The organism is Pedococcus soli (assembly GCF_054782575.1).
On sequence record NZ_BAAGSF010000005.1, the window covers coordinates 293101 to 302799 of the forward strand.

Annotated in this window: 9 protein-coding genes and 1 tRNA gene; 4 read left to right on the forward strand and 6 right to left on the reverse strand. The window is 70.5% G+C overall.

Annotation, left to right across the window (positions count from 1 at the left end; translation table 11 throughout):
- Window positions 1-33: 33 nt before the first annotated feature.
- The 3 genes from dnaG to ACYVKF_RS14515 all read left to right on the forward strand — a co-directional run bounded on the left by dnaG (window position 34) and on the right by ACYVKF_RS14515 (window position 2730).
- Window positions 34-1992, forward strand: coding sequence for a DNA primase (gene dnaG / locus ACYVKF_RS14505; RefSeq protein WP_056919929.1), 1959 nt, complete (start codon window positions 34-36; stop codon window positions 1990-1992).
- Window positions 1992-2540 (forward strand): hypothetical protein, encoded by a 549-nt coding sequence (locus tag ACYVKF_RS14510; RefSeq protein ID WP_460967325.1) that lies wholly within the window; start codon window positions 1992-1994, stop codon window positions 2538-2540. The genes dnaG and ACYVKF_RS14510 overlap by 1 nt, the downstream gene beginning before the upstream one ends.
- 117 nt (window positions 2541-2657) lie before the next feature.
- Window positions 2658-2730 (forward strand) — tRNA-Asn (locus tag ACYVKF_RS14515).
- 59 nt (window positions 2731-2789) lie between these two features.
- Here the strand turns inward: ACYVKF_RS14515 and ACYVKF_RS14520 are convergent.
- Complete coding sequence (locus ACYVKF_RS14520) at window positions 2790-4178, reverse strand: flavin monoamine oxidase family protein (protein WP_460967326.1); 1389 nt, start codon at window positions 4176-4178, stop codon at window positions 2790-2792.
- Between the two features lie 334 nt (window positions 4179-4512).
- Between ACYVKF_RS14520 and ACYVKF_RS14525 the strand changes: the two genes are divergently transcribed.
- Window positions 4513-5289, forward strand: a complete 777-nt coding sequence (locus ACYVKF_RS14525; protein ID WP_460967328.1) for a hypothetical protein — start codon at window positions 4513-4515, stop codon at window positions 5287-5289.
- Between the two features lie 64 nt (window positions 5290-5353).
- On the opposite strand, the gene ACYVKF_RS14530 is transcribed toward ACYVKF_RS14525, so the two are convergent.
- From ACYVKF_RS14530 to glfT1, 5 genes are all read right to left on the reverse strand, one after another.
- Window positions 5354-6274, reverse strand: coding sequence for an amino acid ABC transporter permease (locus ACYVKF_RS14530; protein ID WP_056919925.1), 921 nt, complete (start codon window positions 6272-6274; stop codon window positions 5354-5356).
- Window positions 6271-6936 (reverse strand): amino acid ABC transporter permease, encoded by a 666-nt coding sequence (locus ACYVKF_RS14535; protein ID WP_056917615.1) that lies wholly within the window; start codon window positions 6934-6936, stop codon window positions 6271-6273. Before ACYVKF_RS14535 ends, ACYVKF_RS14530 begins: the two co-directional genes overlap by 4 nt.
- Window positions 6937-7056: 120 nt before the next feature.
- Window positions 7057-7899: a glutamate ABC transporter substrate-binding protein gene (locus ACYVKF_RS14540; protein ID WP_460967331.1), complete on the reverse strand. Its 843-nt coding sequence runs from the start codon at window positions 7897-7899 to the stop codon at window positions 7057-7059.
- A 59-nt stretch (window positions 7900-7958) separates the two neighbouring features.
- Window positions 7959-8699, reverse strand: a complete 741-nt coding sequence (locus ACYVKF_RS14545) for an amino acid ABC transporter ATP-binding protein (protein WP_157581634.1) — start codon at window positions 8697-8699, stop codon at window positions 7959-7961.
- Between the two features lie 53 nt (window positions 8700-8752).
- Window positions 8753-9697 carry a galactofuranosyltransferase GlfT1 gene (gene glfT1 / locus ACYVKF_RS14550; RefSeq protein ID WP_460967334.1) on the reverse strand — a complete coding sequence of 315 codons (945 nt, stop codon included), beginning with the start codon at window positions 9695-9697 and terminating at the stop codon, window positions 8753-8755.
- Window positions 9698-9699 lie beyond the last annotated feature (2 nt).

A 9699-nucleotide genomic window follows, 5' to 3' on the forward strand; every position in this document is an offset into this window, starting at 1 on the left:
CCACCTAGACTCGGCCGCGACAAGGAGGGCCAGTTGCCGGGTCGGATCAAGGCCGAGGACGTCGCGCTCGTCAAGGAGCGCTCGTCCATCGAGGACGTCGTGCGCGAGCACGTCACGCTGCGCCCCGCGGGTCCGGGCTCGATGAAGGGGCTCTGCCCGTTCCACGACGAGAAGACCCCGTCGTTCAACATCCGCTCGACCGTCGGTGCCTGGCACTGCTTCGGGTGCGGTGAGGGCGGCGACGTCATCTCGTTCGTCCAGAAGGTCGAGCACCTCACGTTCAGCGAGGCCGTCGAGCGGCTGGCGCAGAAGCTCGGCATGGAGCTGCACTACGAGGAGGGCGGCCGCCCCGGCACGGGTGAGTCGCTCGGGCGGCGCTCGCGGCTGGTCGAGGCCCACCGGGTGGCGCAGGAGTTCTACCACCACGCCCTGCTCAACTCGCCCGAGGCGAGGATCGGCCGCGACTTCCTGCGCGAGCGCGGGTTCGACAGCGAGGCGGCCAAGCGGTTCGGCGTCGGGTTCGCCCCCCGGGGCGGCGAGGAGCTGTCGCGGCACCTGCGCGGCAAGGGGTTCACCGACGAGGAGCTGACGCTGGGGGGCCTGTCCGGCCGCGGGAGCCGCGGTCTCTACGACCGCTTCCGTGGGCGCCTGGTCTGGCCGATCCGCGACATCACGGGCGACACGGTCGGGTTCGGGGCACGACGGCTCTACGAGGACGACCGCATCGCCGCCAAGTACCTCAACACCTCCGAGACGCCGATCTACAAGAAGTCGACGGTCCTCTACGGCCTCGACGCGGCGAAGAAGTCGATCGCGGGGGATCGCAAGGCCGTCATCGTCGAGGGCTACACCGACGTCATGGCCTGCCACCTCGCCGGCATCGAGGGTGCCGTCGCCACGTGTGGCACGTCGTTCGGCGTCGACCACATCAAGATGCTGCGGCGGATCATGCGCGACGAGGCCGACCTCGCGCCGGCCAAGGTCGTCTTCACGTTCGACGGCGACGCCGCCGGGCAGAAGGCGGCGATGCGTGCGTTCGGCGAGGACCAGCGCTGGGCCTCGCAGTCGTTCGTCGCCGTGGCCGAGGGCGGCATGGATCCGTGCGAGCTGCGCATCGCCAAGGGCGACGACGCGGTGCGCCACCTCATCGAGGACGCCGTGCCGATGTTCGAGTTCGCGGTGCGGACCACGATCGATCGGTTCGACCTGTCCACCGCCGAGGGCCGCGTGCAGGGCATGCGTGCCGCGGCACCGATCGTCAACAGCATCCGTGACAGCTCCATGCGGCCCGAGTACATCCGCACCGTCTCCGGCTGGATCGGCGTCGAGGTGGAGCAGGTGCAGGCCGAGGTCTCGCGCGCCCAGCGGATGGCCGCCCGCGACGCCAAGGCCGAGGCAGACGCCCCGGGCTCGCAGAACGGCCGGGGCAGCCAGCGCCCCGATGCCGACGTCGTCCCCGAGCCGTCGCCCGAGGAGGTGCGCTCGTCGCTGCCGGCGCCGGACCTGCGGGACCCCGTGGTCTTCGCCGAGCGACAGCTCCTGCAGACGTTGCTGCAGTACCCCGACAGCTTCGACGAGGCCGACATCGACGGCGTCAGCCCCGACGCGTTCACTGCTCCCGCCCACCGCGCCGTGTTCGACGGGGTGCGCAGTGTCGGTGGTCCGCAGCGCGGGATGTCCACCCAGGCCTGGGGCGACGCGGTCGCCGAAGCCGCGCCGCTCTCGGTCCGCACCCTGGTCTCCGAGCTGTCGGTGGCCCCGCTGCCCACGCGGTTCGACAAGGCGACGGGCCTGCCCGAACGCCGTTACATCGACTCGCTGCTCGTGCGGGTCCAGGAGGTCACCTTGACGAGGAAAATCGGGGACGCCATGTCGGCGATGCGCCGGATGGCGGCCGACCCGCACAGCGACCCGGCAGCGTCCCGGACGCTCAGCGGTCAGCTGCAGGACCTGCAGCGCGAGCTCGCGCAGCTGCGCGACCGGGCCAGTTGATGGCGCTCTCGCTGCGTCGCGCGCCCAGACTCCCTGCCGACGTCCGTGCCGCCGTCGGCCTCGGTCCGGGGGAGCGCGTGCTCACCTGGGCGCCGGTGCTCGTCGGCGCCGGCCCGGGGGTGGCAGGGGAGCCCAGCGGCACCACCCTCGTCGCGACCAACCACGCCCTGTATGCCGTCGGCGCTGCCGGCGAGCGCACCCTCACCCGCCCGTGGCACGAGGTGGACTCCGGGTCGTGGTCGGCCGATCTCACCCAGCTGACCGTGACGTGGATCGACGGGACCAGACCGAGCCAGTGGGTCCTCGGTGACACGACGCTCCTGCCGGAGACGCTGCGGGAGCGGGTGCAGGCCAGCGTCGTGCTGACCCAGAAGATCGAGCTCGGCCCCCGCCGCACCGCCCGCGCCGTCATCCGCCAGGACCTCGGCGGTGGCGGCCTCGTCGAGCAGGTCGTCCTCGGGCGTGGCGTGCGGGCGGACGACCCCGAGGTGGCCGCCGCGACAGCTGCCGCCCTGGCCTACCTGCGGGAGCAGGTCGGCCTCTCCTGAGCACGTTTCGCGACCCGGCCCAGGAGCCGACCCGCGCGGCGGGTCCCGTTTTCTGGTCGACGCGCATCCTTTGCTATGGTTGCGCAGCGCGAACGGCGGGTCACCGCCGAAGCACTTTCCCCTGTAGCTCAATTGGCAGAGCAGCCGACTGTTAATCGGCAGGTTGTTGGTTCGAGTCCAACCGGGGGAGCCCGCCGCGAAGGCCCCGGACCACCAGGTCCGGGGCCTTCGTCGTGAGCGGGCGACCGATCAGCTGGACCCGTCGATGGCCCTGGCCGCTCGGAGGCCGGACTCGATGGCTCCTTCGATCCAGGCATGGTGCACCGAGGCGTGCTCGCCGGCGAAGTGGATACGGCCGTGCGCGCTCACGATGTCGTCGTGGAGGGCTGTCTCCTGACCGGGTTCGAACAGGGCGAACGCACCTCCGGCCCACGGGTCGTTCTGCCAGACGTGGGAGGCACCGCCCTCCACCTCGTCCACGATCTGGGGGTGGATCTTCGCCACGTCCTTGATGGCGAGGCTGATCCGCTCGTCGGGTCCCAGGGCGCCCCAGCGTGCCGCGTCCTGACCCCACGTGTAGCTCGCCAGCAGGACGGCTCGCTCGTCCTCGGGGTCGGAGTGGGACGGGTAGACCAGCCGTCGGATCGGGAGGTCCGTGGTCGTGGTGCCACCCACGATCCCGTCTGCGGACTCCCAGAACCTGTGGCGCACCTGGAGGAAGATCTTCGTGGAGGCGTTGTAGTTGAGCTGCCGGATGGCGCGGTACTTCGCGCGGGGCAGCGGGGGTTGGAAGTCGAGGTGCCTCAGCAGCCCGAGCGGCACGGTGCAGACCACGTGGTCCGCGGTCTCCGAGAAGACCCCGGCGCGGGTCCGGTAGTGCACCGTGACCGACCCAGGGTCCTGGGTCACGGCCTGCACCTGCGCCCCGAAGCGGACGCGGCTCCGCAGCTGGCGGTAGATCGCTCTGGGCAGCTGGTCCATGCCGCCGACGACTTCTTGCATGTCCTCGAAGGCGTGCCCGACGATCTCCCTGAACTGCTCGATCACGGCCGCGTTCATGTTGGCCTCGCGAAAGCTCATCAGGCCGTAGAGCTCAAGGGCGCCCTCCGAGAAGCCCTGCCGGAGCAGGAAGTCCCGGATGGAGTCGTGGCTGTACTCCTTGCCGATGCCCGCCAGCGCGGTCGGCCCTTCGCGCGCGTAGCGGTCCCTGATCTCCGTGGTCGCCTCGAGCCAGAGGTCCTCGTACGTCCGTCCCCGCTCCCGTTCGTGCAGGTCGAAGCCGAGCAGGTCCGGCTCGCGGTTGACCTGTTCGTAGGTCCACCGCTTCCCGGCGATGTAGACCAACGCGTTGGGGTTCTCCATGACGAAGGGGCGCAGCCCGAGCCCGAACCGACGGCAGTACTCCAGCGTCAGCTGGTGGACCCGGGCGATCCGCATCGCGCCCGCCTCGGCGTGGAGGCCGGGAGCGAAGTCGCGCAGGGTGAGGATGCGCCCGCCCACCCGGGACTGACCTTCGAGGATGACCGGGTCGTAGCCCAGGTCGACGAGTTCGAGGCAGGCGACCAGGCCCGCCATACCGGCACCGATGACGATCACCCGCGGGCCGCTGCCGCTGGTCGAACGCGCCGGGGACGTCATCGACCCACCGCACCACGGTCCGGACCAAGCACCATGTCGCGCCTCCGCATCCGTCGTCCCCACACGCTAGCAAGGCCCGGACGCGGGGGATCTGGAATACCGGGAATCGTCGCGACCACGGCCCTACAGTGACTCGTAGCCAGAAGGAGTGCGGTCCGTCAGCGGTCTGCATCATCCGGCAGCGGAGAGGCGACGATGCGCAGGTCCCGGCGGCGCAGGCGGATCTCGGTGGGACGGTGACGCGCGGGGCGAGCCGGTCCGCTCCCCGCGACGTGGATGACGAGCAGCTCCACCGACTCCTGGCGCTCTGCGCGGCGCCTCCGCGGGTCCGTGGGTGCTGAGCCAGGACCCCGAGCACGAGGCCTTCGACGCGATCTACTCCCGGTCCGGCTGCGTGCTCGAGCTCGACCACCACTACTTCGGTGGCCCGGCGGCCGAACTGATCTGTGCTGCACCGGAGCTCGTCCCGGCCCTGGTGCGGGAGGTGCTGCGTCTGCGCTCGGCCGGGACCGAACGCGCCCGGCGCGACCGGGAGGAGCTCACCCGGCTCCAGGACCTCTGGGCCGCCCTCGGGTCCGACAGGGCTCTGCGCCAAGCGGTGGCATCGCTGGACCTCAGCCCGTGGGTGGGAGGGCCACGGGCAGGGATGTGGCTCGGACGGCGCCAGCTGAAGGCCCTCGAGGCCCTGGCCACCTCGGCGCCGCCCGCGCCGTGGCACTGGCGGTACTCCGCCGACGGCGTCCCCCGCTCCCTCCGGCACGGTGCAGTTGCCGTGGCCGATGTCGCCGGGATCCCCCCGTCGCCCGCGGATGCAGCGCTGATCGTTGCGGCGAGGGAGCATCTCCAGGTCCTGGTCGACCTCGTGCTCGGTGCGCACAGGCTGTCCCGGCGCACGGCGCGCCCGGCTCTGCGGGTCCTTCGACGGGCGGCGTCGCCCGGGCGGTCGAGTCAGCCCGGGCGAGGTGCCGAGCGGGAGATCAGGAGGGCCCGCCGGCTCATCGACGACTTCTCCCGCTCGCTCAACCAGCTGGGTGACGTCAAGGGACCCAGCGAGTACCGGGGCTCGAGGCCGATGCTGGACCGGAAGGACAGGCGGCCGCCCGGCATGTGATGCCCTGGCGCCGAGGTGTTGGCGGCGGGGTCACCGCGCTCACCCCGGCACCGACGACACGACCTCAGGGGCCCCCTTGCGTCCCGTCGGTGTTGACCACACCCTGGCCACCCAGCGTGGATGCCTCGGGGACGGCGCCGACCACGGCCCCGACGGCCACGACGTTGGCCCGGCCGCGCCGGGACAGGCGACGCTGGACCCGGGAGGCGAGCACGGTGAGCAGGTAGTTGACGATGATGAAGAGCACCGCCGCCACGAGGTAGGCCTGCAGCACGTTGGCGAAGGCCGATCCGAGGGTCTTGGACCAGTTGAGCAGCTCCAGGTAGGTGATCGCGTACCCCAGGGCGGAGTCCTTGAGGATGACCACGAACTGCCCGATGAGCGCGGGCAGCATGGCGGTGAGCGCCTGGGGCAGCTGGATCGACCGCAGCGTCTGCGCCGGGGTGAGGCCCACGCTGAGCCCGGCCTCGGACTGGCCCTTCGGCAGCGAGTGCACGCCGGAGCGGACGAGCTCGGCGATGACCGACCCGTTGTAGAGGGTCAGCCCCGTCACGACACCCGCCAGGGGAGCGGTCTCGGGTGAGAACACGCCGCTGCGGGAGTAGAGGCCGTAGCTGGCGATCATCATGATGAGGACCGGGACGGCGCGGAAGAACTCGACGACGACACTGCTGGCCCACCGGATCGGCGCGATCCCCGAGAGCCTTCCCACCCCGAGCAGCAGCCCGAAGACACCGGCCAGCGCGATCGAGAGGACCGCCGCCTTGAAGGTGCCCAGCAGCCCCGGGAGCAGGTAGTCGCGCCAGACGGAGCGGTCGACGACGAACGGCTTCCACTGCTCGACCTCGAGCTGGCCGGCGTCGCCCAGCTTGCGGACCACGAGGTAGACCAGCCCGACGACGAGGGCGGCGCCGAGGACGGACAGGATCGCGTGACGCCGCCGGGCGCGGGGACCCGGTGCGTCGAACAGGACGTTGGAGCTCATCGCTTCACCGCCAGGCGCCGCGACAGGCTCGTGAAGGCCAGGCCCAGCGGCAGGGTCAGGATGACGAACCCGATGGCGAACACGAGGAACACGACCAGTCCGCCCGTCTCGTTCTCGATGATGACCGCCATGAGGTTGGCGGCCTCGGCGACGCCGACGACCGCGGCCACGGTGGTGTTCTTGATCAGCGCGATGAGCGTCGATCCGAGCGGCGCGATGGCGCCGCGAAAAGCCTGTGGCAGCAAGACTTCTCGCATGCTCTGCCCGAACGTCAACCCGATGGCGCGAGCCGCTTCCGCCTGCCCCGCCGGGATGGTGTTGACGCCGGACCGCAACGCCTCGCACACGAACGACGCGTGGTAGATCGACAGCATGACGATGGCCCAGCGGCTTGCGTTGCCGGTGATCGACGAGGGGTCCAGGTTGAGGCCGAGGATGTACGTCAGGCCCAGGACGCTCAGCACCACGAGCAGGGTGAGCGGGGTGTTGCGGAAGATGTTGACGTACCCCGTCCCGAGCAGTCGCAGCACCCGCACCGGCGACAGGCGCATGATGCCGACGACGGTGCCCAGGAGCAGCGAGCCGATGGCCGAGAAGAACGCGAGGTACACGGTCATGCCGAAGGCGCCGAGGACGTCGTACTTGCTCAGGATGTCACCCATGCAGGGAACCTTCCGTTGCGGTGGGGGGACGTGCAGGACCTCCCGGTATGCCGCCCACGACGTGGGCCCCGCGCGCCGCGCAGGCCGGCGGACGGCATACCGGAGCCTTGGTCTGCACGGTCAGGAGCAGGCGTCCTGCTTGGGCGGGTTGGTGGCCGAGTCGACCTTGAACCCGGCCGGGCCGAGGTTGGCGTCGACGGCCTTCTGCCAGTCGCCGGAGGAGATCATCTTCGCGATGGCGGTGTTGACCTTCTCGCAGGTGGCGGTGTCACCCTTCTTGAGGCCGATGCCGTAGCGCTCCTCGGAGAAGGTCTGGCCGACGACCTTGAGCTTGCCCTTGTACTGCGCCTGTGCGGCGTAGCCGGCGAGGATGGTGTTGTCGGTCGTCAGGGCGTCGACACCCTTGGACGCGAGTGCCGTCACGCACTCGGAGTAGGTGCCGAACTCCTGGAGCTGGACCCCGGGGTACTTGTCCTTGACCTTCTGCGCCGAGGTGGACCCGGTCACCGAGCAGAGCTTCTTGCCCGTGAGGGAGTCGGGACCCGTGATGGAGCTGTCGTCGGCGCGGACGAGGAGGTCCTGGCCGGCGACGAAGTACGGGCCTGCGAAGGAGATCTTCTCCTTGCGGGCGTCGGTGATCGAGTAGGTGGCGACGACCATGTCGACCTGACCGGTGGAGATGAGGGTCTCCCGCTGGGCGGAGGGCGCCTGGACCCACTGGATGTCTGCGGCGTCGTGGCCGAGCTCCTTGGCGACGTAGGTCGCGACGTCGACGTCGAACCCGGTGTACTTCGTGCCCTCCTTGAGCCCGAGCCCCGGCTGGTCGAACTTGATGCCGACCTTGAACGCCTTGCCGCCACCACCACCGCCGGCGCCGCCGTCGGACGCGCTGTCGCTGCACGCGGTCAGGCTGAGCGCGAGCACCGATGCGGCGGCGACGGCTCCGATCTGACGAACCTTCATTGTTTCCTCCTGGTTGTTGATCGCAGCACCGGTGCGCTGCGGTCGAGCAGGTCAGTTGGTCAGTGGGTGAGGATCTTCCCGAGGAAGTCCTTGGCGCGGTCGGACTTCGGTGCGGTGAAGAACGCCTCCGGCTCCTGCTCCTCGACGATCGCCCCGTCGGCCATGAACACGACGCGGTTGGCAGCCTTGCGGGCGAAGCCCATCTCGTGGGTGACGACGACCATCGTCATGCCGTCCTTGGCGAGGGCCACCATGACGTCGAGGACCTCGTTGATCATCTCGGGGTCGAGCGCGGAGGTGGGTTCGTCGAAGAGCATGACCTTGGGGTCCATGGCGAGCGAGCGGGCGATCGCCACCCGCTGCTGCTGGCCGCCGGACAGCTGCGCGGGGAGCTTCTGGGCCTGGTGGGCGACCCCCACGCGCTCGAGCAGCTCCATCGCGCGCTTCTCGGCCTCGGCCTTGGGCGTCCTGCGCGCCTTGATCGGGCCGAGGGTGACGTTGTCGAGGATCGACTTGTGCGAGAACAGGTTGAACGACTGGAAGACCATGCCGACGTCGGCACGCAGCTGGGCCAGCTCCTTGCCCTCCTCGGGCAGCGCCTGTCCGTCGATCGTGATCGAGCCGCTCTCGATGGTCTCGAGCCGGTTGATCGTGCGGCACAGCGTCGACTTGCCCGACCCGGACGGGCCGATGACCACGACGACCTCGCCCTTGCCGATGGACAGGTTGATGTCACGCAGCACGTGCAGGTCGCCGAAGTGCTTGTTGACGTCCTTGAGGACGACGAGGGGCTCCGTCATGTCCGGCAACCTACCGGTTTGCCCCCATCAGGGGACCACCCCGGCCCGGACTGTCACGCAATGGCAACCTGGCGGGCGGGTGCGCGTTCGGGTGCTGCTTCGAAGATCTCGTGCCGTCCGGCACGGCTCAGTCGCCGCCACCGGGCCCACCCCGAGACGTCGCGCTGCTGGCCGAGGAAGTACCAGGCGTAACGGATCTCGTCCGGCCAGCGCCGCCAGCGGAGGCCGGGTTGGGCCGTGAGGTAGCCCAGGTTGCGGAACGTGCGGTCGCGCCTGACCGGGTCCTGCGGCACCAGCACGGTGAGGCGACCGCCGAGCAGCGGCTTCCAGTCGTGGTGGCCCTGCGGGTGGAGGTAGGTCGCGGGGGAGCAGGTGCCGAACCGCAGCTCGCTGCGGCGCAGCCGGCGGTGGACCTCCACCTCGTCGCCCCGCACGAACAGGCGCGGGTCGGGGACGCCGACGACGTCGAGGGCCCGGGCGGAGAAGAGGGCGCCGTTGAAGAGGTTCGCGACGTTCGGCACGAGGACGTCGGGACCGAGCTCGTCGCGGCGCCGGACCCACCGCAGCCCGCGACGCAGCGGGAAGGCCAGCCGGTCGGGGTCGTCCTGGTCGACCACGAGCGGCGAGACGACGTCGAGCCGGTGGTCGGCCGCGCAGGCCAGGAGCCGCCCGAGCGTCCACGGTGATCCGGGCAGCCCGTCGTCGTCAGCGAGCCACACCCAGTCGGCACCGAGCGCGCGTGCGGTCAACACGCCGTACGCGTATCCGCCGGCGCCGCCGAGGTTGGTCTCGCTGGTGAGCAGGGTGTGCGGGATCCCCGTCGCAGCAAGCGCTTCCGCCGCACCGGGTTCCTGGCCGTTGTCGACGACGACGAGGTGGTCCGGACGGTGGTGCTGTGCCGCCACCGACTCGAGGCAGCGACGCAGCAGGCGTGCCCGGTCGCACGTCACGATGACGCACACCACGAAGGGCTCGCCGTGCTGCTGGGGGAGGCTCACGG